27 protein-coding genes are annotated in these 26,497 nt (G+C 45.4%); 7 read left to right on the forward strand and 20 right to left on the reverse strand.

Features of this window, described 5'->3' with window-relative positions; genetic code table 11:
• Positions 1 to 22: 22 nt before the first annotated feature.
• From ABNK31_RS12400 to prmC, 10 genes are all read right to left on the reverse strand, one after another.
• The gene (locus tag ABNK31_RS12400) at positions 23 to 316 is read right to left on the reverse strand and encodes a Txe/YoeB family addiction module toxin (RefSeq protein ID WP_418892817.1); all 294 of its coding nucleotides are present in this window, start codon (positions 314 to 316) and stop codon (positions 23 to 25) included.
• Complete coding sequence (locus ABNK31_RS12405) at positions 313 to 579, reverse strand: hypothetical protein (RefSeq protein WP_418892818.1); 267 nt, start codon at positions 577 to 579, stop codon at positions 313 to 315. The genes ABNK31_RS12400 and ABNK31_RS12405 overlap by 4 nt, the downstream gene beginning before the upstream one ends.
• 234 nt (positions 580 to 813) lie before the next feature.
• Positions 814 to 1,314 carry a thiol peroxidase gene (gene tpx / locus ABNK31_RS12410; protein WP_418892819.1) on the reverse strand — a complete coding sequence of 167 codons (501 nt, stop codon included), beginning with the start codon at positions 1,312 to 1,314 and terminating at the stop codon, positions 814 to 816.
• Positions 1,315 to 1,439: 125 nt separating this feature from the next.
• Positions 1,440 to 4,280 (reverse strand): excinuclease ABC subunit UvrA, encoded by a 2,841-nt coding sequence (gene uvrA, locus ABNK31_RS12415; protein WP_418892820.1) that lies wholly within the window; start codon positions 4,278 to 4,280, stop codon positions 1,440 to 1,442.
• A gap of 2 nt (positions 4,281 to 4,282) precedes the next feature.
• On the reverse strand, positions 4,283 to 5,257 hold the full coding sequence (locus ABNK31_RS12420; RefSeq protein WP_418892821.1) for a lytic transglycosylase domain-containing protein: 975 nt from the start codon (positions 5,255 to 5,257) through the stop codon (positions 4,283 to 4,285).
• A gap of 88 nt (positions 5,258 to 5,345) precedes the next feature.
• Entirely contained in the window at positions 5,346 to 5,777 is a 432-nt protein-coding gene (locus tag ABNK31_RS12425; protein WP_418892822.1) for an SRPBCC family protein, read from the reverse strand.
• Complete coding sequence (gene pyrE, locus ABNK31_RS12430; RefSeq protein WP_418892823.1) at positions 5,774 to 6,427, reverse strand: orotate phosphoribosyltransferase; 654 nt, start codon at positions 6,425 to 6,427, stop codon at positions 5,774 to 5,776. Before pyrE ends, ABNK31_RS12425 begins: the two co-directional genes overlap by 4 nt.
• A gap of 83 nt (positions 6,428 to 6,510) precedes the next feature.
• Positions 6,511 to 7,215, reverse strand: coding sequence for a ComF family protein (locus tag ABNK31_RS12435; RefSeq protein WP_418892824.1), 705 nt, complete (start codon positions 7,213 to 7,215; stop codon positions 6,511 to 6,513).
• Positions 7,184 to 7,693, reverse strand: a complete 510-nt coding sequence (locus tag ABNK31_RS12440) for a regulatory protein RecX (protein WP_418892825.1) — start codon at positions 7,691 to 7,693, stop codon at positions 7,184 to 7,186. Before ABNK31_RS12440 ends, ABNK31_RS12435 begins: the two co-directional genes overlap by 32 nt.
• Before the next feature lie 69 nt (positions 7,694 to 7,762).
• The gene (prmC, locus tag ABNK31_RS12445; RefSeq protein ID WP_418892826.1) at positions 7,763 to 8,605 is read right to left on the reverse strand and encodes a peptide chain release factor N(5)-glutamine methyltransferase; all 843 of its coding nucleotides are present in this window, start codon (positions 8,603 to 8,605) and stop codon (positions 7,763 to 7,765) included.
• A gap of 32 nt (positions 8,606 to 8,637) precedes the next feature.
• Here prmC and ribD point away from each other — a divergent pair, with 32 nt between their 5' ends.
• The 7 genes from ribD (at position 8,638) to ABNK31_RS12480 (ending at position 16,506) form a co-directional block, all read left to right on the forward strand.
• A complete protein-coding gene (gene ribD / locus ABNK31_RS12450) occupies positions 8,638 to 9,708 on the forward strand; it encodes a bifunctional diaminohydroxyphosphoribosylaminopyrimidine deaminase/5-amino-6-(5-phosphoribosylamino)uracil reductase RibD (protein ID WP_418892827.1) in 1,071 nt (356 codons plus the stop codon).
• An 84-nt stretch (positions 9,709 to 9,792) separates the two neighbouring features.
• The gene (locus ABNK31_RS12455; protein WP_418892828.1) at positions 9,793 to 11,136 is read left to right on the forward strand and encodes a DUF6242 domain-containing protein; all 1,344 of its coding nucleotides are present in this window, start codon (positions 9,793 to 9,795) and stop codon (positions 11,134 to 11,136) included.
• On the forward strand, positions 11,129 to 11,818 hold the full coding sequence (locus ABNK31_RS12460; protein ID WP_418892829.1) for a DUF6089 family protein: 690 nt from the start codon (positions 11,129 to 11,131) through the stop codon (positions 11,816 to 11,818). The genes ABNK31_RS12455 and ABNK31_RS12460 overlap by 8 nt, the downstream gene beginning before the upstream one ends.
• A gap of 21 nt (positions 11,819 to 11,839) precedes the next feature.
• Positions 11,840 to 12,586 (forward strand): isoprenyl transferase, encoded by a 747-nt coding sequence (locus ABNK31_RS12465; protein WP_418892830.1) that lies wholly within the window; start codon positions 11,840 to 11,842, stop codon positions 12,584 to 12,586.
• 59 nt (positions 12,587 to 12,645) lie between these two features.
• The gene (locus ABNK31_RS12470; protein ID WP_418892831.1) at positions 12,646 to 15,330 is read left to right on the forward strand and encodes a BamA/OMP85 family outer membrane protein; all 2,685 of its coding nucleotides are present in this window, start codon (positions 12,646 to 12,648) and stop codon (positions 15,328 to 15,330) included.
• 81 nt (positions 15,331 to 15,411) lie between these two features.
• Complete coding sequence (locus tag ABNK31_RS12475) at positions 15,412 to 15,924, forward strand: OmpH family outer membrane protein (RefSeq protein ID WP_418892832.1); 513 nt, start codon at positions 15,412 to 15,414, stop codon at positions 15,922 to 15,924.
• 69 nt (positions 15,925 to 15,993) lie between these two features.
• On the forward strand, positions 15,994 to 16,506 hold the full coding sequence (locus tag ABNK31_RS12480) for an OmpH family outer membrane protein (protein WP_418892833.1): 513 nt from the start codon (positions 15,994 to 15,996) through the stop codon (positions 16,504 to 16,506).
• Between the two features lie 70 nt (positions 16,507 to 16,576).
• Here ABNK31_RS12480 and ABNK31_RS12485 read toward each other — a convergent pair whose 3' ends face one another.
• The 10 genes from ABNK31_RS12485 to ABNK31_RS12530 all read right to left on the reverse strand — a co-directional run bounded on the left by ABNK31_RS12485 (position 16,577) and on the right by ABNK31_RS12530 (position 26,289).
• Positions 16,577 to 17,722: a universal stress protein gene (locus ABNK31_RS12485; RefSeq protein WP_418892834.1), complete on the reverse strand. Its 1,146-nt coding sequence runs from the start codon at positions 17,720 to 17,722 to the stop codon at positions 16,577 to 16,579.
• A 91-nt stretch (positions 17,723 to 17,813) separates the two neighbouring features.
• Positions 17,814 to 18,110 (reverse strand): DNA-binding protein, encoded by a 297-nt coding sequence (locus ABNK31_RS12490; RefSeq protein ID WP_418892835.1) that lies wholly within the window; start codon positions 18,108 to 18,110, stop codon positions 17,814 to 17,816.
• 133 nt (positions 18,111 to 18,243) lie between these two features.
• Positions 18,244 to 18,957, reverse strand: a complete 714-nt coding sequence (locus ABNK31_RS12495) for a phosphatase PAP2 family protein (protein ID WP_418892836.1) — start codon at positions 18,955 to 18,957, stop codon at positions 18,244 to 18,246.
• Entirely contained in the window at positions 18,954 to 19,724 is a 771-nt protein-coding gene (locus tag ABNK31_RS12500) for a tetratricopeptide repeat protein (RefSeq protein ID WP_418892837.1), read from the reverse strand. Before ABNK31_RS12500 ends, ABNK31_RS12495 begins: the two co-directional genes overlap by 4 nt.
• A gap of 17 nt (positions 19,725 to 19,741) precedes the next feature.
• A complete protein-coding gene (locus ABNK31_RS12505) occupies positions 19,742 to 21,574 on the reverse strand; it encodes a BatD family protein (protein WP_418892838.1) in 1,833 nt (610 codons plus the stop codon).
• A gap of 22 nt (positions 21,575 to 21,596) precedes the next feature.
• Positions 21,597 to 22,319, reverse strand: a complete 723-nt coding sequence (locus tag ABNK31_RS12510) for a tetratricopeptide repeat protein (RefSeq protein ID WP_418892839.1) — start codon at positions 22,317 to 22,319, stop codon at positions 21,597 to 21,599.
• On the reverse strand, positions 22,316 to 23,338 hold the full coding sequence (locus tag ABNK31_RS12515; RefSeq protein WP_418892840.1) for a vWA domain-containing protein: 1,023 nt from the start codon (positions 23,336 to 23,338) through the stop codon (positions 22,316 to 22,318). The genes ABNK31_RS12510 and ABNK31_RS12515 overlap by 4 nt, the downstream gene beginning before the upstream one ends.
• 15 nt (positions 23,339 to 23,353) lie before the next feature.
• Positions 23,354 to 24,337 (reverse strand): vWA domain-containing protein, encoded by a 984-nt coding sequence (locus ABNK31_RS12520; RefSeq protein WP_418895405.1) that lies wholly within the window; start codon positions 24,335 to 24,337, stop codon positions 23,354 to 23,356.
• Positions 24,337 to 25,416: a hypothetical protein gene (locus ABNK31_RS12525; protein ID WP_418892841.1), complete on the reverse strand. Its 1,080-nt coding sequence runs from the start codon at positions 25,414 to 25,416 to the stop codon at positions 24,337 to 24,339. The genes ABNK31_RS12520 and ABNK31_RS12525 overlap by 1 nt, the downstream gene beginning before the upstream one ends.
• A 3-nt stretch (positions 25,417 to 25,419) precedes the next feature.
• On the reverse strand, positions 25,420 to 26,289 hold the full coding sequence (locus ABNK31_RS12530; RefSeq protein WP_418892842.1) for a DUF58 domain-containing protein: 870 nt from the start codon (positions 26,287 to 26,289) through the stop codon (positions 25,420 to 25,422).
• Positions 26,290 to 26,497 lie beyond the last annotated feature (208 nt).

Raw genomic sequence — 26,497 nt, forward strand, 5'->3', positions numbered from 1 at the left:
TCAATCTTCCAACAATCTCCCATCAATCTTTTATCAATCTTTCATTTGCCTTGTAATGCCCCTCTACCGACAATACGAGAACGGTTACCGTCTCATCATGAATATCATAAATCAGTCGATCTTTTCCGCCGATCCTGCGGGAATAGGTTGCAGAATTACCCGAAACGAGAGGCTCCGGGTGTCCTATTCCACTTCTTGGGTGTTCCATGATCTCATCTAATAACTTCTCCAATTTTTTGTAAAGTACGGGATTTGACTTCTTATACTTGGCTACTACTTTGGATGCTTCCTTTGAGAAATAAATCCTATATATCATAGAGAATCTAAGAAACGATGAAGCTCTTCCTTTGTTTTGCACGAAATGGCTTTACCTTCCCTATATTCTCTTCGGCCTTCTTCGAGTCTTTTCTCGAGTTCGGGAGTAATCACAAAGTCGCTGTCATCATCGACAGGAGTAAGTTTGTAGGCCTGTTTCCGGCCACGTTTGAGAATAATTTGCGCCCCGCTATCCGCGAGATCTAAGTAAGCCTTCTGTTTTTCCCTAAATTCTCTACTTGAAATTTCTATCACTCGTTCCATAATCAAAAAATTTAATTTGCACCGATTGCCGTACAAACGTAAATAAAAAAGAGATACTGACCAAAATTACTCTCCGATCTTATCCAGCGAAAGATTATCATCTTCTATCGGAGACAGTCTCTAATCTTCGTGTCCTCCTCCATGCAACTCTGCGTAACCCCATCCATCTGAAAGCGAAAAGCCCGCGAATCACTTCGCAGACTTTTCTTGTTAACACAATCTTCATGAAACAAACTACACTATCGAGTTGATTGCAGAAAGATAATCAGGTTCCTGTGCAATCTCAGGAACCAGCTCTTTATATGCTATCTTCCCTTGTGGGTCTACCACCACTACGGCTCTAGCCAATAATCCCTTCAAAGGACCATCGAGCATGAAAACGCCGTAATCTTTGCCAAATGCAGTATCGCGGAAAGTGGATAATGTGACGACATTATCAATACCTTCTGCGGAGCAAAAACGTCCCGAAGCAAAAGGCAGGTCGGCCGATATGCCTAATACCACTGTATTATTTGCGGAAGCGGCTTCTTTATTAAAGCGACGCACGGATGCGGCGCAAACACCGGTATCCAAACTCGGGAATATGTTTAGAACGACATTCTTTCCCTTAAAATCGGATAACTTCGCTTCCGACAGATCACTTTTCACCAATGTAAAATCGGGAGCCTGAACACCTACCTCCGGCAAATCGCCACTCGTTTGCACGGGATTACCTTTAAATGCAATTTTTGCCATATCAAATATCTATAATTATTATTTTTCGTTGCTTAATAACACCTTATCATTTGTAACCAATTCGTATGCATTAATTACACAAACTAAACAACAGCGTTATACAAATGTTCATTCCCGATTCTTATTTAACTTTTATCTCGATTCTTTTCTTTCATTTCTTCTTTCAGGTATACAGCGGTATAGCTGTCGGAGTGCGCGACAATGTCTTCAGGCGTTCCCGTAGCCAGTATATTTCCGCCTTTTTCTCCCCCTTCGGGGCCCAGATCGATAATATAATCGGCCGATTTTATAATATCCATGTTATGTTCGATGACAATGACCGTATTTCCCTTTTCGACCAACTTGTTGAGGACGCCAAGCAACACCCTGATATCTTCGAAATGGAGTCCGGTCGTCGGCTCGTCAAGCACATAAAGCGTATTGCCGGTATCCATGCGTGAAAGCTCCGCAGCCAATTTCACCCGTTGACTTTCACCTCCCGACAAGGTGGTCGACGATTGCCCCAATCGGATATATCCTAATCCGACCTCTTGCAACACTTTTATCTTATGTAGAATAGATGGAATATTTTCGAAAAACTCCACGGCCATATTGATCGTCATATCCAGCACATCGGCTATCGATTTGCCCTTATAACGTACCTCCAGCGTCTCACGGTTATAACGCGTGCCATGACACACCTCACAGGGCACCATCACATCGGGCAGAAAATTCATCTCGATGGTTTTGTATCCGTTCCCTTTACAGTTCTCGCACCGCCCGCCTTTCACATTAAAAGAGAAGCGCCCGGGTTTGTATCCGCGCACTTTCGCTTCGGGCATCCCCGCAAATAGATTCCGTATATCGGAAAACACACCGCTGTACGTAGCGGGATTCGAACGCGGGGTGCGGCCTATAGGCGATTGATCCACACTGACAATCTTATCGACATGTTCCACGCCTTTTATCGATTTATAAGGAAGCGGGTCTTTTATCGAACGATAGAATTTCTGACTCAAAATCGGTTGTAGCGTTTCGTTAATCAACGTCGATTTTCCGCTTCCCGACACGCCGGTCACACATATCAGCGTACCCAAAGGAAACGATGCCGTCACATTTTTCAAATTATTGCCGGTAGCGCCCTTAATCGTTAAGGTATTTCCATTCCCTTTTCGGCGCTTCTCCGGAAGATCTATTTTCAGTTTTCCGTTCAAGTAATTCGATGTGAGCGTATTTTTCTTCAGCATTTCACCGGGCGTACCGGCGAAAACCACGTCCCCACCCTTCCGTCCGGCAAAAGGGCCCATATCCACAATATAATCGGATGCCAGCATCATGTCCTTATCGTGCTCCACGACAACGACCGAATTTCCGGAATCGCGCAGTTTCTTCAACGAATCGATCAACCGGTGGTTATCCCGCTGATGCAACCCGATACTCGGCTCATCCAATATATACAAGACATTCACCAGTTGGGAACCGATTTGCGTCGCCAGGCGTATGCGCTGGCTTTCGCCTCCCGACAGCGACGAAGAGGCGCGCGAAAGGGAAAGATACCCCAATCCGACATCCAATAAAAATCGCAGGCGCGATAGAATTTCTTTTTTAATCTCTTCGGCAATCAAACGCTGCTTTTCCGATACATGCGTATCCATATCGACCATCCAATCATACAAATGACGGATATCCATATCGGCCAACTCAGCAATATTTTTTCCGTTTATTCTGAAATGCAATGCCTCCTTGTTGAGCCGCTGCCCATGGCATTCCGGGCACACGAAAGTGGTCACGAACTGATCGGCCCACTTTTGGGCAGAGGCAGAGGCTTCATCGTCCTGCTGCATTTCGATATATTTGACCACTCCTTCATAAATGACCAAATAGTTTGAATTACCCAGCGACTCATTCTTTATCTTCAGGCGCTCATTCGTTCCATACATGATTTCCTCGATGGCTTCCTGCGGAATATCTTTCAGCGGGGTCTTGAGGGTCACTCCGTATTTTTCACAAATAGCGGCTATTTGCCAAAAAATAAGACTGCTGCGTTCTTTTCCCAAGGGAAGAATGCCCCCTGCGGCAATACTAAGGGCCGGATTGGGAATAATCTTTTCGATATCGATTTGTTCGACAATACCGAGGCCTTTACAACGCGGACAAGCGCCTTGCGGCGAATTGAAAGAGAAATTGTGCGGTGCGGGTTCGTTGTAGGACAATCCGGTTGTCGGACACATCAACTGCTTGCTGTAATGGCGTACGTCGCCGCTATCGGCATCTTCTATGAGAATCAACCCCGAACCTTGCTTCATGGCTACACGCACGCTGGCCTTAAGCTTGTCTTCAAACTTGTTGGAGACGGAGAGTTTGTCAATTAATATTTCGATGCTATGGTTTTTATACCGATCGACCTTCATGCCGGGAAATATTTCCTGAATCTCGCCATCGACACGCACATTTAGATATCCTTTTTTACGTATCTGCTCGAAAAGTTCCTTATAATGCCCTTTACGGTTCCGCACCACGGGGGCAAGGATATAAATCTTTTTACCGATATACTTTTCCAGGATCAGTTCGACAATCTGTTCTTCGGTATATTTCACCATTTTCTCGCCGGTATTGTAGGAATAGGCTTCACCGGCGCGGGCAAAGAGCAGCCGCAGGAAGTCGTAAATTTCGGTCGTCGTTCCTACGGTCGAACGCGGATTCTTGTTGGTCGTTTTCTGTTCGATGGAAATAACCGGGCTGAGTCCCGTGATCTCATCGACATCGGGACGTTCCATTTTACCCAAAAATCCGCGCGCATAAGCCGAGAACGTTTCGATATAACGGCGTTGACCTTCGGCAAATATGGTATCGAAAGCCAAGGATGATTTTCCGCTTCCGCTCAGGCCGGTAATCACCGTGAGGGAATCACGCGGAATCTGAACGTCTATATTTTTAAGATTGTGTACGCGCGCACCGTACACCTGAATAAATTCTGTTTCAGTCATATTTATTTTTGCACCCACCGCGAATCGTGCACCGGATATTTTTCACCTTTCCGATAATACAAACTCTCAGCCGTAGGGACGAGCAAGAGGTAACTTTTACCGATTTTATTCGTCAGCTTGTCACTTCGAAGCCACGAATTAAAGTCTTTCAGTTGGGCATACGTCACGCCGTTTTGTTTGGCAAAGGCAATCAAATCGGGAATAGAGCCCGAAACGTTGATTTCTTTAAACCGGATAGGGCGATATAATTGGTCGGGACGAATAACGAACCCGTATTGTTGAGGATCTTCAAAAATCAGTTTGACGGCAAGCATGCGGTAATAATAACGCGTGGTTTCTTCCACCAGCCATAAATCGAGCGCATCGTCCGCCGCCTGACGGCTCAATTCGTTCGTAATCCTCGCCTGACCGCCATTATAAGAAAGCAACGCCGCACTCCACGATCCGTATTTACGGTAAGCGCTTTTCAAATAGCGGCAAGCGGCAAGAGTGGATTTTTCTATATGGTAGCGTTCATCCACCTCCAGCGATACTTCCAATCCATATTGGGTAGCGGACGAAGAGATAAACTGCCACAAGCCGGCGGCGCCGGCCGAAGAAACGGCACGTGGGTCGAGGCTGCTTTCGATGACCGCAAGATATTTCAAATCATCGGGCATTCCCTGTTGTTTCAGAATAGGCTCGATGAGCGGGAACAGGCGGTTGGCCCGTTTGAACAGCAGCAGCGTGGTGGAGTGGAAATAAGTGAAACTATTCAGTTCGCGATCCATCCGCTCATGTTTATCGTAGCGATCGAAGACGATTTTTTCACCGGCAAACACCATTTGCCCGGGAATAGTTACCGAAGCCGCCATCGACAGTACCTGCGATTGTCCTTCTTCTATCTTTTGCGAATCACTCCCCGATAGGCATACCCATAAAATGGTTACCAGCACAGCCGGAAGGAGAATAAGAGGGAGGCTTTTCTTCATCTTCATATCTTCAGTTATTAATCTATCCTATTATACGGTTATCAGGAAAACAGCCGCTCGATACCGAGCCGGTTATTGGAAGCGACGCACTCGCTTACCTCGATTCCCCTATGCGAGAATAAGGCAATGCGGCCAGTGTTTCGGCGATCTTATCTACCGCTTGCTGAATAGGCTTGGAAACCATGGAGCGGAGAAAGGGATTGATGTCGGCTTTGAACGTTACTTTCATCTTCGTATCTTTCTCTTCTTTCTGAACGAGTTGTATCCAACAATGAGCTTCAAAAGGCAAATTCTGCGATTGAAACTTAACGAACTTATTGGGCTCTCGCGTAACGATCAAAAACGTAACAACCCCGATTGGTTCTACATGAAACGAAAAGCCATCGCGATCGAAAGTAAAACCGGATATCTTGTCTTCAGGTAATTGATCTTTCACCCATTCCAAGTTATTCATATCCGACAACACCCGGAAAATATCGCCATCGTCATAAGGAATTGTTTTTACATCACTGGTAAATTCCGTCATTTTTTCAATCTTTTAGTCGAATCGCCCCAGTTCTTGGGATCTTTGCGCCAGTCCTGCAACGTTTTCAATTCCGATTCATCAATGTAATCCGTAAGAAGCGCTTCGTCCAAAATGGCATCGTAATTCGACAAGGTTGTCAACTCCACGCGGGCTTCTTTCATATTTTGTTGTACAACGGGAAAATCATACGTGAATACCGCCACAATGCCCAAGACATCCGAACCGTCACGCCGCACGACCTCCACTGCCCGCAGACTGCTCTGACCGGTAGATACCAAATCTTCCACCACGACAACCTTTTGCTTCGGTTTCAAATCCCCTTCGATGAGGTTTTCCAGACCATGATCTTTGGGTGCGGAGCGGATATAGACGAATGGCAAACCCAGCGTGTCGGCAACCAATGCACCGGGGGCGATAGCTCCGGTAGCCACTCCTGCGATCGCTTCGACTTGAGGATATTTTTCCAGTATAAGGCGGCAAAATTCCACTTTGATAAAATTCCTTATGGCCGGATAAGACATTAACTTTCTGTTATCGCAATATATAGGCGATTTCCATCCCGATGCCCAAGTAAAAGGATTCGAAGGCTGCAATTTTACGGCCTTAATTCTTAAAAGTTTTTCCGCTGTTAATTTCTCTAATGTACTCATGTTGCTTTTTGACTTTACTCCGAATGAATCACAAAAATAGTACTTTTATGCCGATTATGGGAGCATTTTGGAAACTTTTTGTTTTAAACAGCTTGACCGATAGCAAGAACGCTGATTTTCAGATCGACACACACCGCCAAAGCATGAGCGCATGCTTCAATAGTAGCGCCGGTAGTCAACACATCATCGACTAACAGCAAGTGTTTACCGGCAAATTGTTCCGGGTTGTTCACACGAAAAATATCCTCGACATTTTTCCACCGTTGTATTTTCGAACGTTTGGTTTGGGTGGAATTATATTCGACACGCACCAGATTACCGGTAAGCACGGGTATGGATAAGACTTCCGATAAACCGTCCGCAATGATTTCCGCTTGATTAAATCCGCGTTTGGTTTGTTTTTTCGGGTGCAACGGTACGGGAACAATCCCTTCGAGTGGCGCAAAAAAACGACTGCCATACAATTCTCTACCGCAAATACGCCCTAAAAGCAATCCGATTTCTTTCCGTCCTTCATATTTAAGCTCGTGAATCAGCGGGGGCAACATTCCTCCTTTCGAATAAAGACAAAACGTAGCGATACGGACAAACGGGAAACGTCCGGACATCAACACTTCAGCTTCGTTGCCGGGAATATCAAAATTATGGGTGCGTGGCAACCGGTAAAGGCAATCGAGACAAACGCCCTCCTCCCCGGACACCAATTTCTCACCACAGATTAAACAAGTGCCGGGGAAAAATAATTGAAGAAGATCTTCAAAAAGACCATGAATCGTCCTTATTATCATCGTCTATTTGCATTTTATCGAAACAACGAAGAACGTCGTCCATGGGAAAACCCCTGCCGAGAGCAAAACGGATAACTTTCGACCGCTTCTCATAGACCGATTGGGCTTTTACCGTTCTCCATTTTTTTTCGAGTAACGGCTGCAACGATTCGAGGTCCGCCCCGTCGGGAAGTTCCGAAAAAGCAGCCTCTATTACTTCAGGAGATATCTTTTTTTGTTTTAAAGCCATTTCGATTTTTCTTTTCCCCCATTTGTTGAGATACAGTTTATCGCGGATAAAACCACGGGCAAAACGGCCGTCATCCACATAAGATCTTTTCTGTAACTTAACAAGTACGCTCTCTATATCCTTGTCAGAAAGATTCAACTTCCGCAATTTCCGACGGATATCCTCTATACAATATTCATTACGGGCACACAGACGCGCCATGCGTTGCCATGCTTTCTCTTCCGTAATTATTTTCTCCTTATCCTCCATCGTTCATCGTTCATCGTTCATCATTCATCGTTCATCGTTCATCCCTCATCATTCATCCCTCATCCTTCATCATCCTTCTTTTCTTGCGAACACCATCCGGTCATTTCCTGAAAGATCTTTACGCAGACAAACGTCAATAAATCCTTTTTCGGAAAATAGAGCCATGACATCGGAGCCTTTCATGCGATTTATCTCCATATAAATCCCCCCCTGTGGAAACAGCAACGCCAGCGCTATGTCCGCCAGACGCTCATAGAACAGCAATGGGCGAGAGTCCGGCACAAAAAGAGCCCTTGCAGGTTCATAGCAAAGCACATTCGGCTCCATTTCTCGCTTTTCCGATTCCAACACATACGGCGGATTGCTCACAATGACATCAAATTGTTCTTTTTCGACAAACGAACTGAAAAGATCGTGTTCTGAAAAGCGGACAAAAACCTTATTATTAGCGGCATTTTCCTCAGCGACGTCCAAGGCGCGAGAAGAAATATCCCAAGCCGACACCCGCGCTCCCGCTATTTTTTTCGCCAGTGTTACCGCTATGCAACCGCTTCCCGTACCCACATCCAGAATAGAAGGATTGGGTTTCTGTTTATCCGTTATAATCCACTCCACCAGTTCTTCCGTCTCGGGGCGCGGAATCAATACGGCAGGAGTAACCAAAAACGGTAAACCATAGAACTCTGTAGTTCCTAAAATATATTGAATAGGCTCATCATTCTTCAATCGCCCAACAATATCATCCACAACAAGGTGTTGGGTATTGGATAATTTGTTAATTTTGCGAGTTAGAATTTCTAAAGACGATATTCCACAGACTTTCCCGAGAATGAGGCTTACATACGTTTTCACTTCTCCCGGGGAATAATGGTCGCCAAGTTCTTCTACAATATAATCGATGATGTTTTGCATTACGACTGATATAAAAAACAAAGATAACTAAAATGGGAATAGACGAAAAATATATGTTCCGTTGTCTTCAACTGGCAAAAAAAGGAGAAGGATACACCCGTCCCAACCCCATGGTGGGTGCGGTGATCGTTCACAACGGAAAGATTATCGGCGAAGGATACCATCGGAAATATGGAGAACCGCATGCCGAAGTAAATGCCGTCCGATCCGTCAAAGATCCGTCGTTATTGCCTCAATCGACTCTGTATGTGTCGCTCGAGCCTTGCTCGCATTATGGAAAGACTCCGCCATGCAGCGCAATGATTATTTCCCATAAAATTCCCCGAGTAGTTATTGCCGTAACCGATCCGAATCCCAAAGTCGCCGGGAATGGTATCCGAATGCTTCGGGAAAACGGGGTGGACGTAACGGTAGGTATATTGGAAAAAGAAGCTCGCGAATTGAATAGATCCTTTTTTGTAAATCAGCTCTATTGTCGTCCTTATATCATCCTCAAATGGGCACAAAGCAAAGACGGCTATCTCGACAGGCATCGCACATCACACGAATCAGCTCCTCCGGCTATGCTTTCCAATACGCTCACCAGCATACTCGTTCACCGAACCCGTACGCAGGTACAAGGCATTATGGTCGGCACCCGTACGGCATTGCTCGACAATCCGCAATTAACCGCTCGAAAGTGGTACGGCTCCAATCCCGTAAGAATCATAATCGACCGGGAGAATAAAATTCCTGCCGATTTCCGTATATTTCGTCCCGACGCACCCACCCTTGTGTTCACCGAAAAAGCTCCGCCTCTCAGTCCGGACAACAAGTTTGTCAAGTACATCGAACTCGATTTCTCAAAAGATATCCTTATCCCGTTATTGAAGGCAATATACAAAGAAAACATCTATTCGGTGTTAGTGGAAGGAGGCGGTCATTTATTATCCTCTTTCATAGAAAAACAGCTTTGGGACGAGGCTTTTATTGAGATTACCGATACGGCCCTTCAAGACGGCATTAAATCTCCTGAAATTCAAGGACAAGACATCGATATTCAAAAATATTCAGGCTCGGTTCAAATTCATTTAAAGAGCAAAATAACTCGAAATTTTCTTTAAATAACTATTTTAATGCGGTTAAAGCGAAAAATCTTTCTACTTTTGCATAACTTAAATGCAGTGATTTATATTTTTTTGAAACAAATGACATCAACATATCTTTCTTGGGCGTCTGTTATCATAGGAGGCATTTTACTTTTTTCCTCCTGTCTCAATTCGAACAATGCCAATATTGACAAATCGAGCGATGCTCAGGTTTATGCTTTGGCTTTATCGTCTAATGCCGACTCAACGGGAGTTTTATCGGCAGCAGAATTCACCATTGACCAAGTCGGCAAAAAAATATTCAATCGGGATTCTTTATCGTATCTCTTTGCCGTAGATAGTGCGAAGCTCACCCTTTCCGCTTCAAGCACCTACAGCCCATTCTCCCAAATAATCCTGACATTAAAGAATCCCGACAGCACCTACAGTTGGAACGGAAAGGATTCCATCCCTCCTCTGAGGCTCTCTTCCATCATTACGACAGCGCAAGACGGAATTACGACGAAGCCGTACGATTTCAAACTGAACATCTATCAACAGGATCCCAACATCCTCACTTGGACTAAAGTGACGGATAACTATTTAGCATCGTCTGTTTCGGCTCAGAAAACGTTGGCTATCGGGAATACGTTTTTCACCTATTATGTTTCGGGGGGAACCCTCAAAGGAGCATCAACCGATGCATCCGGAGGAAAAAACTGGACAGAGATTGATATTGTCGGGTTACCCGCGGGCACGACCCCTGCGATGATCACAGCCGCCGGAAAAGGCGCCTATGCTCTGGGGACGGATCAAACCGTTTACTTTACGCCTAACGGGGCTACGTGGACGAGTGTGACAACCTCCTACCCCGTTAAAGCCATATACGGTGATCTCCCTTTAACCACGGGCAAGACGATTCTAACGGTAATTGATGATGAAGGGACGTTGAAATTTGCCGAGACCGAAAATTTCGCGGCTATTCAGGTTTTAAATACGATCAAATCGGCTTTTCCCATATCGGCTTTTTCAACGGCGCAAGTGAATAATCCGACTGTTTTTTCAGCGAAATATATTGCCGTTTCAGGCGGATTACGTAGCGATAATACAGCGAATAATGCCAATTGGCTTTTACAGCGCAAAGGCGAAACAATCGAAGCCATTGCGACGGAGACTTCTTTTTCGCAGCAAGGAAGCAGCATTTTCTTTTATGACAATAAGTTATATTTGATGTCATCCGAAAAAGAGAATGGTCAAAATATTCTTTATAACTCGAATTATGGATTGAATTGGACAAAGGTTGGAAAAAACCAAACTTTTGATCCCGAATTTACATATAGGACCCAGGCATCGGTGATAACAGATGCTGAAAATTACATTTGGATATTCGGCGGAGTATCCGATGCTTCTCAACAACTTGTTGAAGTGTGGAGAGGCAGGCTCAATAAATTGGCCGGTGAATAAGCAGTTCATCGCTATATTATTAGTCAGCGCTTATTCCAATATTGCTTTTGCTCAAGAATATAAGTATGAAATAGGTGGAGGGACAGGCGCATCGTTTTATATGGGCGATGCCAATAAGTCAGCCCCCTTTTTATATCCCGGATGGACGGGTTCGGCTATCTACCGGTATACGATAAATTTTCATTGGGCCGTTAAAGCAAATGCTTCGATAGGACGTTTATGGGGAAACACGGATCAATCCGGCAACCGTTTTCCTTTTGAAAAAGGAACTTCCTTTAGTCGGAATTTTGGAGAGCTTGGGGGACAAATGGAATTTAATTTTTTCCCTTACAGCGACAAATATTCTTATTTGGGAACGAAGCCCTACACGCCCTATGTATTAGTGGGCGGTAGTGTGACGATGACGACAATAGAAAATAGTCCGTCCCTTTCCGTCGCGATTCCGTTGGGGATCGGATTTAAATACAAATTAAAAAACAGATGGAATGTAGGGGGTGAGTTTTCTGTAAAAAAATCGTTGGGAGACAAGCTGGATGTCACTCAAAAAAATGCCGGATGGGACTTAAACGGCCCGTATGGTATTAAAAGCAGTTTTCTGAAGAATCAGGACTGGTATTTGCAAGCAATCTTTTACCTGACATGGGAATTCGGATTACGAAGCGATCCCTGTCATGGTATGTAATAAAAATAGGTAATTAAAAAAATGTCATTACTTGGCAAAATTGATAAGGCACGCATTCCGGAACATATTACCATTATAATGGATGGTAACGGACGCTGGGCGAAAGCTCGGGGGCTGGAACGGGTAGAAGGGCACAAGCAAGGGATTACGGCTTTACGGGAAGTGGTAGAAGCGGCCTCGAAAGTGTCGGTAAAATACCTTACCGTATATGCTTTTTCCACCGAAAACTGGGATCGTCCCAGCGAAGAAGTAGATGCTTTAATGGAATTGATTGTCTATGCCGTAGCCAAAGAAACACCCAGCTTAATCGAAAACGGCGTGCGGGTAGCCAGCATCGGGGATTTAAGCCGGCTCCCCGTTAAAACACGACAATCATTGCAGGATTGCATGGACAAAACCGCCCCCGGAAACGGGCTGACTTTGGTGTTGGCCTTAAGCTATTCGTCGAGATGGGAACTAACGGAGGCGGCCCGAGCCATTGCCCGTGATGTAAAAAACGGATTACTGTCTCAGGAAAGCATTACCGAAAAGCAACTGTCGCGGTATCTGACCACCTATACGCTCCCCGACCCCGACCTGCTTATCAGGACGGGAGGCGAAAAGCGTATCAGTAATTTTTTGCTTTGGCAACTGGCCTATTCCGAGTTGTATTTCACCGATACGTTTTGGCCTGATTTCGGAGAAGAAGAATTATATGCCGCCATCTTCGACTATCAACAGCGTGAAAGGCGATTCGGTAAAACAAGCGAACAAGTAAAAAGCAAATAGTAAAAGATCCAACAATATATCAGCCGGTAATATATACTTATCGTAACGAAAAAATTAAAATGTTAAAGAAAACATTCTATTTAGTCATCGCACTTACATTCTTTTTGCAGATATTTTCTTTCGGGCAGGTTGTTCCTTCGGGAAACGCCCTTCCGTTTGCAAAAGATAGCATAAACAAACTACCCGTTAAGGATGAATTGGTCGTCAACTATATGGGAACACCCAAAAAGTATATTATCGCCGATATCGACGTGACGGGGGTGGAAGGAACCATGTATGAAGACCAAGAATTTGTATTGGTCGGTTTTTCGGGATTGGCCAAAGGACAGGAAATACAAATACCCGGCGACGACATTTCCAATGCCGTGCAACGATTTTGGAAACAGGGCCTGTTTTCGGATATCAAAATAGTACAGACTAAAATAGACGCTGACAGCGTATGGCTTGAGATACGCCTTACGGACCGTCCACGGGTAGCGGACATCCAATATACGGGGATGAAAAAAAGTGAACAAAAAGACATCGATCAGAAGATACAAATGGTGAAAGGAAATCAAATCACTCCCCACCATATCAATCGGGCGAAAGAAGTCATTAAAAGTTTTTTTGCGGAAAAAGGCTTCGGTGAAGCGGACGTGAATATTTTACAACATCCGGTGCCGAATCAAAAAAACCAAGTCATTTTAGAAATCGCCGTCGATAAGAAAGAAAAGCTAAAAGTCAACCGCATCAACATTGAAGGGAATGAGGCTCTCACCGACAACCAACTGAAATGGGCGATGAAGAAAACCAATGAAAAAGGAAAACTGAGAAACCTCTTCAGAAGTAAAAAGTTTGTGGATGAATTGTATGTGGAAGATAAAAACAATCTTATCACCAAATATCACGAAAAAGGATACCGTGACGCAGAAATTCTTAAAGACACGGTATATAAGCATGACGACAAAAGTGTGAATATAGACTTAGTTGTAGAGGAAGGCCCGTTGTATCACATCCGGTCTGTCAATTGGATCGGGAACACGCAATTCAATTCGTTAGACCTCGACCGGTCACTCAATATGCATTCGGGCGATGTCTATGACCAAAAGAAGTTGCAACAACGGCTTAAATCGGACGAGGATGCAGCCATCAATATTTATCAAAACAACGGTTATTTGTTTTCGGACATCGATCCGGTGGAAATCAACATTGAAAACGATTCTGTGGATTTGGAGTTACGGGTAACGGAAGGTCCGAAAGCAACCATCAAGAAAGTAATCATTCAAGGGAACGATCGATTATACGAAGACGTCATCCGTCGCGAATTACGTACGAAGCCCGGCGAGGTCTTCAGTAAAGATTTGCTGATCCGATCCATCCGTGAAATTGCCCAGACCGGACATTTCGATCCGGAAAACCTACAACCGGATGTACAGCCCGATCCGGAAGACGGGACCGTAAACATCGGTTATCCGTTGACCTCTAAAGGGAATGACCAAATCGAATTCTCTGCCGGATGGGGAGTAACGGGTCTGGTAGGCAAACTCAGCTTAAAACTGAATAACTTCTCGTTAAAGAATATGTTGAATCCGAAACTATCCAGAGGGATCATCCCTCAAGGAGAGGGACAGACATTGGTGCTTAGTGCACAAACCAACGGCGATTACTACCAAGCCTATCAGTTTTCGTTTATGGAACCGTGGTTCGGAGGAAAGCGCCCGAATAACTTTTCGATAAGCGCTTATTACTCCCGATACACCGGATTAAACCAAGACTATTACAGCAACAGCATGTCGTCTTATTACAACCCGTATATGTACAGTTCGTATGGCGGTTACGGCGGCGGTTACGGAAACTATGGCAGCTATTACCAAGATATGAGCCAATTTGCTTACGACCCCAATCAGGTTTTCAGCATCATCGGGGTTTCGGTAGGGTACGGAAAGCGGCTTGAGTGGCCCGACGATTACTTTTCGCTGCAAGGAGAATTGGGTTACCAACGTTACAACTTAAAAAACTGGACGTATAACTATTTCCCTTTTCAAACAGGCTCCAGCAATAGTTTGACATTAAACTTGTCCCTTTCGCGGAGTTCTATCGACAATCCGCTTTACACGCGTACCGGATCGCAGTTTTCGTTGAGTGTAACCGCAACTCCGCCTTTCTCGTTATGGGACGGAAAAGATTACAAGAAGATGGCTTACGCAGACCCGGCAAAATATACGTGGAACGAATATCATAAATGGAAATTCAAAGCCCGTACATTTACACCGTTAACGCCGTTAACCGTAAAAAGGACGCCGGTTATCGCCACCAGGGTCGAATTCGGATTTTTGGGCGACTATAACTCTTCTAAGCAAACGCCGTTCGAAACATTCGATATGGGAGGTAGCGGAATGACCGGTTATACGACTTCGTTTGCTACGGAAATCGTGGCTTTACGCGGTTATGAAGAAAACTCGGTAGGCCAACAGGCAAGGGCTTATTCGCGATTCGGAGTGGAACTCCGCTATCCGTTCATCTTAGAACCCAATTCCACCATATACGGACTTGCTTTTGTGGAAGCCGGTAATGCATGGTTGAATCTGAAGAACTTCAATCCGTTCGATTTGAAACGTTCGGCGGGTGTAGGCGCCCGTATTTTCCTTCCGATGATCGGATTATTGGGGATCGACTGGGCATACGGGTTCGACACGGTTTACGGAACGGGTGCACGGGAAAGAGGCGGCAGCCAGCTCCACTTTATTATCGGACAAGAGTTTTAACATTGTTTATTTAACGGCCTGTAAACGATTTAGCATTTGAGCCGTCTTCTTCTTTGTAAACAAATAAAACATAGCATCATTATGAAAAGAATAATAGCAATTATCGGAGTATTTATGGCTTTAGCCGTGAGTGCAGGTTATGCACAGAAATATGCCTTGATCGATATGGAATATATCCTCAAGAAAATACCGGCTTATGAAAGTGCCAATCAACAACTGGAAGGGATATCCAAACAATGGCAGAGTGAAATAGACAAAGAAACCAAAGCGGTTGACGAACTCTATAAGAAGTATCAAGCCGATTTAGTCTTTTTAGCGGGAGAAGAAAAAACAAAACGCGAAAACGAAATCGTCACCAAGGAGAATGCCATACAGAGCCTCCAAAACAAATACTTCGGCCCGGAAGGAGAGCTTTTCAAACGTCGTGAAGCATTGATAAAACCGATACAAGATAACATATACACCGTTGTCAAAGATATTTCGACGGCTTCCGGATATATGCTTGTAATCGATAGAGCATCGGCGACGTCGGTCATTTTTGCTTCACCCGGCATCGATATCAGTGATGAGGTATTGTCCCGGTTAGGTTATTAAAAATAAATCGCTATCTTTGCACTCTATTTTAATGAATTCACTAATATAATTATTACAAAAGAACGAATCATGTTGAAAAAATTATTGATCTTATTCCTAGCAATAGCTCCCGTAGCAGCCATTGCACAAGATGTGAACATCGCCTATATCAACGTTCAGGAAATATTCGCTGCGATGCCCGAAATATCAGGGATTGAAACCCAATTGAATACCAAAAGAGAAGAAGTTACCAAAAACGGACAAGCACTCGTTGACGAGTACAACAAAAAGGTCGAAGAGTTTCAAAAAACGGCTGCCACGGCATCCGAAACGGTGAAAGCCGACCAACAAAAACAGTTGGATCAAATCAACGAACGTTACCAGCTCTTTGCACAAAACAGTCAAAAGGAAGTGGAAGAATTGCAACAAAAACTTCTTTCCCCGGTATATAAAAAGATTAATGATGCTATAAAAGCTATCGGAGACGAAAAAGGATTTGCCTATATCCTCGATATCAGCAGCATGCCCAGTCCGATTGTTTATAACAATCCCAAAAATACCGATGCGACTCCTCTTGTCAAAACAAAATTAGGCTTGAAATAATTCAAGCCTCCAAATCAAATCATATATAAATAACCGTGGGCATCGCAGGAGCGATGCCCACGGTTATTTCTTACAAGCCTTTAATGACTAACAGCGGCGTATCGGAATGGAATAACATACGGCGGGTAATCCCCGGATTAAACATTTTCGCAAAAATATTTCTCCGTGAACTGGATAATGATATCAAATCAATTTGCTCGTCCTTCACAAAAGTCTCAATCGATTCTTCGAGGTCGTCCGAAGGATCGATTAGCTTATACGCAATCTCCATATGCGGATAGAGTCCGGAGAGATGCTTCTGGATACCCGATAATTTAATTTCGTCCCATACATCCTCTTTCTTGGTGATATGCGCTAAATAAACCTTTACGGAATATGATTTGAGAAATTCCGCCATTATTTCGAACGCTTTCAACTCCCTTTCCCTGAAATTGGTAAGAAAAAGGATATGCTTCATTTTAGCCAAATCGCGATTAGCAGCCTTTTCGGGAACGGCAAAAACAGGCACTTTACTCCCTTCGAACACTTCGGCCGTCACACTGCCGATCAAATCAAACTCTTTTGCATTTTTACCTTGGGTACCCATTACAATGGCACGGGGACGAATCTTCTTCGAATAGGAAATGATTTCTTCTTCGGCAATCCCTTCGACTAATACAGAAGTATAAGCGACATTGGGTAACACACCGGACGTAATTTTTTCATCGATTTTTCCGATTAGTTTTTTCATTTCCGCCTCCGTTTTCTGGCGGGTATCCCTGTAGATGTTGGGATCCGTGGAATGCAAAGAAAAAGAATCACCAAAAGGTACGGAACCTAAATAAAAAGGCGTAAAAAAGACATGCATCAGCTTGACACTCGATTGCGTATCACGGGCCAAACGAAACCCAAACTCACATGCTATCAATGAATACTCCGAAAAGTCGACCGGTACGACTATTTCATCCTTCACTTCAGGAGAATCCTTGGATTCAGAATCGAAATCTGTTTGTTCGATGATCTCAAGAGCTCTCGGCAAATCGGACTCGTTAATACGGATGCGCACATTTTCCGGCACCACCGGCTGGATGAGATTAATACTATGAATAACCGTGGGTATCCCTTCCGATTCGAGGATTGATTTCAGAATAACCGCCTTGTCATAGGTGTGAATGGCAACGGTTACTAATTTACCATCATTATCGGGGGTTTGTTGTTTATTATCTTCTTTTTTCATATCCTCTTCTAATTAACTGATTAAATAAAAACAGGTCAAAACCCAATATTTGCATAAAACGATTCTATGAAATATTGGGTTAGCAAAAAACTTATTCTCCTTGATCAGCCTCCATATCGACGGATGCCGGCTCGGGGTAATCTTCAAGCCCTAAAATCTTCAAGGCCCTATCAAAAATGGTCGTATCATCAAGAACAACGATACCACCATCCGGTCCCGGTTCGATGTGAATCCCCACACTCTTACCGTTCTTAAAATTATATCCACCAAAATAGTTTCTTACAGTTTCGGGTTCTACACCTAATTCCTTCGCTATTTGGTGGATCGTCCCGTCGGGCAGTTTGTCTTTGAGAGCCCTTAATTCGTTGAAAGTAATTGTTCTTGCCATGGTTGCTTTACTTTTATATGATTAGTAATATAATGAATAATTATCGTGCCGTAAACATACTGAAATTTTCAATGATAGACAATTATTATGAGATATATTTACGAAAATGTTTCATTTTATATCTATAACAAAGTTAGTGTGGTAAAGTTGACAAAAGAGGACTAAAAATTGCAACAATGCCGATATAAGCGATCATGCAAGCGGCCAGTATATTAGAATTCTCGTGATAATAAAAAGGTTGATTCTGCTCCGACAGCAGAGCCGGAACCTTTTGAAAAAGCCACTTTCTTCGAAGATATCGAAAGAGGACGAACAAACAGAAAGCGAGGAGACATCCGAGAACCAATCCCCCGATAATATCCGAGATAAAATGGACGCCCAAATAAATACGGGAATAACTGTTCAGCGCCGCCCAAAAAAGAGTGGTGAAAGTAATCAAACGACTCTTGTAGAGCAACGCTAAAAAAGTCGCCATCCCGAAACTATTGGTCGCATGGCCGGAAACAAAGCCGTAGCGCCCTCCCCGATAATCGTTGACGATATCAACCAGATATTGAAAATCGGGATGATGAGTCGGCCGCAAACGCTGAAAGAGCGGCTTGAGAAAGCCGGAAGAAACCTGGTCGCACAAAACAACCAGCAAAATAAAAAAAACGACTGTCAAGAAAGCTTCTTTCCTCGGTACTTTATAGAAAAAAAAGAAAAGAAGCAGCAGAAAAAGCGGAAACCATACGAACCGACCGGTAACGGTCCACATCAAATTATCCATCCAAACCGATTCGCTGCCGTTTAAGGCTATGAACCACTCACGTTCCAAGGGCAGAAGTTCCTCTATTACTTTTTTCATATAATTTCCACATTTTCTTTCGGAGTCCAGCCCACGCTTCCATTCTCGATCTCCACTTCAAACCAGTTTACATCGGTATTGGTTATGCGCACTTTCGCCCCTTCGTGCAGCAAAAAGAGTTCATTGCTGTCGGCATCGGGCGAAGCCATGACGGAAGCCGAACCGGTCATTACAATTCCCGTTTCACGATGAATCAACTTATTTTTTTGACCAAACGAGAAGATATTCGCCGCCACCACAAAGATAAAAACGGGAATCGCCGCATAAAAGGCAACCTTCTTCACCCACATTACCCGGAAGAAAAGAAACGCGCCCAAACAAACCAGAAAAACCAGAAAACACACAATGCCGATCACCGCCCACGTATTGGAACTAAACAGATTTTGAATGCCCGCTATCCAATTGGACAAGAAGAAGCTTCCGGCGGGAATGATGCGATCTTCGGTACGCGTACGGGCAAAACGCAGATTGTGACGGATATCCCGGTCACCGGGATCCAGCAACAAGGCACGCTCATAATTGAGTATGGCCTTTCCCGTTTGGTTATTACGGAAATACGCATTCCCCAGATTGTAATATATTTCGGCCGATTCTTTGTCCTGCGCCAAGCCTTGCGAGGCCAGTTGTTCATACAATTCAATACTCTTCTTATAGTCCTGCCCCCTGTATGCCTGCGAAGCCTGCTCGGCGGTTGTTTGCGCCCTCAGGCTAAGCCCAAGAGAACATCCTATTATCCATAGAAAAAAAGTATATTTGAAAACGTCCATATTCGCTTGCTATTGAATTATTTTTTCTTGAGTTTACTTTGCATTTCGCTGATCGCACTCACCGTATCGGCATATATGTCATCCATCTGGGCATTGCTTTCGGCGGGGGCATAACGGGCGAATTCGCACGTATTGAGAATCTGCATAAAACGCCCAATCAACTTGTCATCGATGCCATAGTTCGACAACTCCGAATCGATGTTGTCCTTCGATAAGTTTGCCACCGGAATCGAAAGCTTGTCGCTAAAATACCCCCATAATGCCCGGAGGATTTCCTCATAGAAGCTTTGTTTATTATGATCTTTCAAATGCTTCTCAGCGGCTTTCAACCGTTTCACGGCCACCTTATTCGCTTTTTTGGTACGCATTAAGGCGACGTTGGCGTTTTCTTTGGCCCGTTTGCGGTTCAGGCTATATCCAACAATAAACAACAGGAAAGGAATAAGATACCACAACCCATAAGCAATGGAGCCGGCAAAGAAATTCGTTCGGGAATGATACGCAGGCTCATTCGTTTTCAGGAAACGGATATCCTGCTCGACCTTTACATCCTGCTGGTTTACGAAATTGCCGACCGATGCTTTCGAAGGATCGCCTTTCTCGACCTGCACGGTATAAGCCGGCGAGGTAAGGGTGCGGTAAGCGCGGCTATTCATATCGAAATACGCAAATTCGATAGCCGGTATCGTATAACTGCCTTCAGAGCGGGGGATGGCTAGATATTCAATGACTCTTTTACCGGTAAACCCATTCGTTGTAACCGTCAACGAGTTGTTTACCGTGGGATCATAGACTTCAAAATCGGAAGGAAACTTCACTTCGGGATTCTTAATCAGCTTGAGATTTCCCATACCGGAAATCTCGAGTTTAACGGTCACCGGTTCATTGGCTTTCACTTTCGCGGGAGTGATGGTTGGCGAGAAGGTAAACGTGCCGACGGCTCCCGAAAAGCTTTCGGGCTTGTTAGCCGGAAGAGCCGAAACATGGATGGTAACGGGATTGGTGACCATCGCCTTCTTCACATCGACCATGACTTCCTGCGATCCGAAAAAGGTGGAAACGCGACGCCCCGAAGGCGCTGAAAACACCATTTCCAAGCGGCCGCTGGGGATGGTTATCGGGCCGGACCGTTGCGGGAAGAGTAATGTCTTGCGAAGGTCGGCCGTATAATAGTTCTTACCGTTGTAGTGCTCCATTTTGAGCTGTTGATTGGCCGGGATGTCGATTTCTTCGACCATAAAGCCCTCGAATTCGGGAAACTGTATCTTCCCGAAATCCACCACATTCAACGTTGTATACAAGCGGAAAGTAACGGTGAATCCCTCCTGCTCATACACCTTATCTTTCGAGAGGATCGCACGGATAAACGCATCTTTCGCCGACACGGTGCCGGTAGCCGCCGCTCCGCCGTTATCCTCAGAAGGACGGGAATCATTGCCGGAAGAAGACTCGTCGGCCGGAAGGACTTTTATATGCAAGGAATTGGACCGATAGGTACTTCCGTCGACCGTAATGCTTGCCGGGTCGATGGTATAAGTTCCTTCTTTGTCCGCCATCAAAATATAGGTATAGGTAAATGAACTTTCGGAGCTCGATTTACCGTTCACGATACGCTGGCTGAAACTGCTGGAAACGGTCGGGCCGAAAAGAATATCGAATCCCTTAATGTCAGGCAGCCGCAAGTCTTTTCCCTCCTTGTTCAAGACATAGCTCAAACGGAATTGCTGCCCGGCTTCCACCGCAGCGGGCGCCGATGCCTTGAAAGTTACCTGCGCATGCACCCCGGCATACGCCGAAAGGCCCATGCATACTAAAAAAGCAATCGTATATAACTTCTTGAAATAACTCATCTGCAATATATTCTCCTGAGGATTACCAGTTCTTGTTTTGTCTTCTGTTGTCTTCGGCCTGTTGCTTGCGCTCTTCGGCCTTCATGCGTTGCACCTTTTCCTGCGTTTCTTTCTCGTCTTGTTCGATCGCCTGCAACATCTGGCGGGCATTGTCGCGGGACATTTGCTCCGGCTCGTTTTGTTCTTCGGGACGCTTCTGCTTATCCTGCTGGTCTTGCGGCTGGGGCTGTTGTTGTTGATCTTGATTCTGTTGCTGATCCTGCTTGTCTTTGTCTTGTTGCTGATCTTGGTTTTGCTGTTGATCCTGAATCATCTTTTGCACCACCGCCAGATTGTAACGCGCCTCGTTATCTTCGGGATTCAACCGAAGCGCCATTTTATAGGCTTCCATCGATTTCTGCAAATCTTTTTTTTGCAGCGTGGCATTGCCGATGTTATGGAAGGCAGCCGACCTGTTAACCGGGTTTTCCTGTTCGATCGATAAATAATGATTCATTTGCGCGATCGACTCATCCCATTTTTTTTGTTTATACAACGTATTGGCTAAATTATAATTCGCCTCTTTCGACGCCGCATTTTTTTCAATCGCTTCCTGATAAGAAGTCGCGGCATCGGAAAACTTTTGCTGCTGATAAGCCTTGTTTCCCTTGCGTACGCTTTTGCGCACGTCTTTCTGCGCCGAAATCGCCACAGGAACGAGCAGCAATAACAAAAACAAGCCGTATTTTATGCTAAACGTTTTCATTTGAATAACTTGATATTTTTGAATAACGGATTTTTCTTATCATAAATAAGAATTTCCACGACCAGCAATGTCAATAATACCCACCCGAAGAGCGGAAACTTCTCATCGTATTCGGAATAAGACAAACTGGTCGAGCTCTTGGTTTCCAAACCGTCCAACTGCGTTTCGAGAGCCCGGATAGCCGTACTGGTATTGTCGGCCAATACGTATAACCCTTTCCCGCTTTGCGCCGTTTCGATACACATCTGTTCGTTCAGCCGCGAAACCACCACGTTTCCTTCGTTATCGGTCATGAAAGAATTGCTGTAAGCCGAGGTGGGTACGGGCGATCCTTCGGCCGATCCGATACCGACCACATTGACCATGATTCCGGCTTCGGCAGCTTGCTGCGCCGCCTTCAACGCATTGCCCTGATGATCCTCCCCATCGGTGATCAGGACGATGGCTTTGTCCACTTCCTTATCGGTCGAAAAAGAACTCACGCCCAAGCCTATTGCATCGGCCACCGCCGTACCCTGAACGGGAACAAGACTGGGATCGATGGAATTGAGGAAGATTTTAGCCGACTGCGTGTCGGACGTTAGCGGCATTTGTACGAACGCCTCTCCCGCAAATACGATGAGGGCAATTTTATCGTTCCGGCGCACATCGATGAGGCGCGACAAGATTTGCTTTGCCCGTGAAAGCCGGTCGGGCGACACATCCCTGGCAAGCATCGAGTTGGAAACGTCGATGGCGATGACCAATTCAATCCCCTCTTTTTCGACCGTTTCGACCTTCGTGCCGAACTGCGGGCGGGCAGTCATGACGATGCCTACGCACAATGCGGCAAAGATAAGCCAAAATTTCAAATAAGAACGCTTCAGCGATAACTCCGGCATCATCTTTTTCAACGTCGAAAGTACGCCGAGCTTCTTCACATCGTTCCGTTTCTTTATATTCAGGAAGATATACAATGCCAGCAACACCGGCATCGCCACAAACAACCACAAATATTCAGGATTTCCAAATCTAAACATATATTTTCTCCCCTGTTACGGTATATTTCTTAACCATGTCCTACGTAAAAGCAATTCCACCACCATCAACGCCAAGGCAAGCAGCGCGAAAGGCAGGAACAGTTCCTGCCGGCGCGTCACGTTCTGCACGCTGATTAAATATTTTTCCATTTCGTCGATCTCGTGATAGATATTGCGCAAGCCTTCGGTATCTTCGGCACGGAAATATTGCCCGCCCGTGAGCGCCGCAATTTCGGTGAGCGTCTTCTCATCGATATCGACCTGCATGTTCTGCATGCGGATGCCGAACGGCGTTTGCACCGGTGTGGGAGCCATTCCTTTGGTTCCGACACCCACCGTATACACCCGGATGCCGTATGAACGCGCCAAATCGGCCGCGGTGAGAGGAGCAATCTGCCCCCGGTTATTGGTTCCGTCGGTAAGCAAAATCACGACTTTCGACTCCGATTCGCTATCTTTCAACCGGTTGACCGCATTGGCCAAGCCAAGCCCGATGGCCGTTCCATCCTCAATCAAACCGAAATCCACATCATTCAACAGATTGAGCAACACCTTATGGTCGGTGGTGAGCGGGCACTGTGTAAAACTTTCGCCCGCAAAGATAACCAGTCCGATATTGTCGTTCTGGCGGTCGGTAATAAACTCGGCCGCAACCTTTTTGGCCGCCTGTAACCGGTCGGGCTTCAAATCCTGCGCCAACATCGAGCCCGACACATCGAGCGCCATGACCATGTCGATACCCTGCGTTTCGGTTTCTTCCCAACTGTTTACCGCCTGAGGACGCGCAATGACAATAATCACCAACGCAATACTGATCATCCGCAGCACGAAAGGCAAATGACGCATATACACCTTCAGTCCGGGACGGATTCCCTTAAAAGCATCGGTCGATGCCAGTTTAAATGACGCCTGCGTTTTCGACAGACGAATCACATACCATACCGCCAAGGGCAGGATCAACAATAATAGATATAAATATCCGGGGTGTGCAAATTCCATCATTCTTCTGTCTTTTGAACCTGTTCGTTCTGAGAAACACCGTTATCGCCTTGCGCCTTCAACGCGTCCTTGTCGGGAACGGGATCGGGCTCTTTCGTTTGATTGACGAAGAAATACGCATTCATTATGCTTAAATCGTTTTCGTCGGGATACGGCTTGTATTTCGCAAACTTCACCAAGTCGGAAGCCGATAATACCTGTTTCAGGTTTTCATATACCGAGTCCGATTCGGAACGTTTGCGCATTTCGTTGAGAATTTCGCCCGAAGTCATTTCCATCGCCTTTATATCGTACCGTTCCTGAATATACACACGCAAGATATCGGTCAAGTCCGTATAAAATTCCTTCTCGCGCCCCTGCTGCCATATCTTCTTCGCTTTCAATTCGTCGAGCGATCGAATGGCGCGCACATGCGGCGGGAGTACCTGCGGCGGCGTAAAGAAATAGCCTTTTTTCTTTTTCTTCAATACCAAGTAGATGATTAGGCCGATCAAAGCCAAAAGAACCGCTACTCCCAATACGATCCACACGATCCACAGATAGTCGGTCCAAACGAAAGGAGGCTTCTGAATCGGTTTTATATCATTTAACTGAAGCTGGTTAAAATCGATGGAATCCGTCTGTCCGGTGTTCATCTTTTCCAGATAAGCCAAGGTGGAATCCGACAGTTCGGGCGAAATGACTTTCAGTCCGAAAGAGTTGGAAAAGATGGTATCGGTTCCGTCAAAAACAGACATCGAAGGAATATGGTACAAGGTGGAGTCGAACGAGGTGATGAGATATTTAAAATTCAACGTCATCACATTGTTCTCGATGGTCGTGTCGGGGGGAAGCATTGTCAACACCTCGATGCCGGGCACGATTTCCGACTCGAACACCGGAAACTGGATCGATTTGTCCTTGGGCGTAATCACTTTCAGATTGATGAGCGCCTGCTCGCCGATCGTGATCTCGGTAGGTTGTACGGTAGCCTGCACCGACACTTTCTGCGCCGGCGCCGATGCCACGTACAAGGCAAAAAACAAGGCCATAAAAACAGCCGTTTTGCCGATAAGCGTATATTTCTTTTCTACTATCAATTTCTATCTTCTTTGTTGAAAGAGTTGCAACAACGATTTCACATAATCATCTTCGGTCGAGACCGACACACTGTCGACCCGGCTCTGCTTAAAAGCGACATCCATTTCGGCCTGACGCCGCGTCCACCAAGTGCGGTATTGTTCGCGCGTTTTCTTCGACGAGGTATCGATCCACGTATCCTTGTCGCTTTCCGGGTCGTGTACTTTCATGAGCCCCACGCTTTCCAGGCGGGTACTCAACGCGTCATAGACCTGAATGGCGACCAAATCGTGCTTGCGGTTCGCAATGCGCAGCGCATGCTTATAGTCGTGCGAATCGATAAAGTCCGAAATCAAAAAGGCCGTACAGCGTTTTTTAATGCCGTTGGTCATATAGCGCAGCGCCTGATCGATTTCCGTTCCCGAACTCCCGGGGGTAAAACCGAGTATCTCGCGGATGATGAACAGGATATGCTTTCTTCCCTTTTTAGGGGGAATAAACTTTTCGATTTTATCGGTAAAAAAGATGACGCCGATCTTGTCGTTATTCTGAATGGCCGAAAAAGCGAGCGTGGCGGCAATCTGCGCCACCATATCGCGCTTGACGATGGACGTCGACCCGAACGATTGGCTTTCCGACACGTCGATGAGCAACATGACGGTAAGTTCGCGCTCTTCTTCAAAGACTTTCACGTACGGACGGTTGTAACGCGCCGTCACGTTCCAGTCGATGTCGCGCAGGTCGTCGCCATACTGATATTCGCGCACTTCCGAGAAGGCCATACCTCGGCCCTTGAAAGCCGAATGATACTCCCCCGCAAAGATATTGCGCGACAGTCCCCGAGCTTTAATTTCAATATGCCGTACTTTCTGAAGTAATTCGGATGTTTCCATTTTCTTTACTGTTGATTAATCTCTCACAAATAATCTCAAAACGCATCTCTTTATCTGCATTTATCAGCCTTATCCGCGAGAAATATTCTTCCACATTACCATTCATTCTCTTTTACCTTCATCCCGCTGGCGCAGACCGTTTCTGTCCGTTATCTCCCCTTCGCGTAAGAGGAGCGCCCGAAAGGCGAAGGATTATTTCCTTCATACA

This window comes from Limibacterium fermenti (assembly GCF_041902845.1).
Classification (GTDB): Bacteria; Bacteroidota; Bacteroidia; order Bacteroidales; family Dysgonomonadaceae; genus Limibacterium; species Limibacterium fermenti.